Source organism: Pollutimonas rozaliensis (genome assembly GCF_048751585.1).
Classification (GTDB): domain Bacteria; phylum Pseudomonadota; class Gammaproteobacteria; order Burkholderiales; family Burkholderiaceae_B.
The window spans coordinates 1-260 of the sequence record NZ_JAZHOB010000195.1; the positions used below are offsets into that span (position 1 = coordinate 1).

General features: G+C 55.0%; 1 protein-coding gene. It reads right to left on the reverse strand.

Annotated features, from left to right (window positions below; translation table 11 throughout):
- A partial coding sequence (locus V0R37_RS22550; RefSeq protein WP_420376616.1) for a porin occupies positions 1–260 on the reverse strand: 260 nt, incomplete at both ends.

Below are 260 nucleotides of genomic sequence, written 5' to 3' on the forward strand. Positions count from 1 at the left end.
GCAGTTTCAGAACCAGCAGTCGGCTCAAGCTGACCACGGGTGCTGTAGTGCTTCGCCTGTACAAACGCAGTGAAACCGCTCAGGTCAGGCGTGTAGTAACCGATAGAGTCGCCGCGAGACTGTGTCGGATGTTCAGCGAACTGCAAGCCTTGGTCGATGTAGACGTCGAACGGATCGACAACGAACTGGTTGTAGAAGCTGTCGAAGTTACCGCCAACCACTGTACCGTACTGCTCGCTCTTCAGACCGATGTAGCTCTG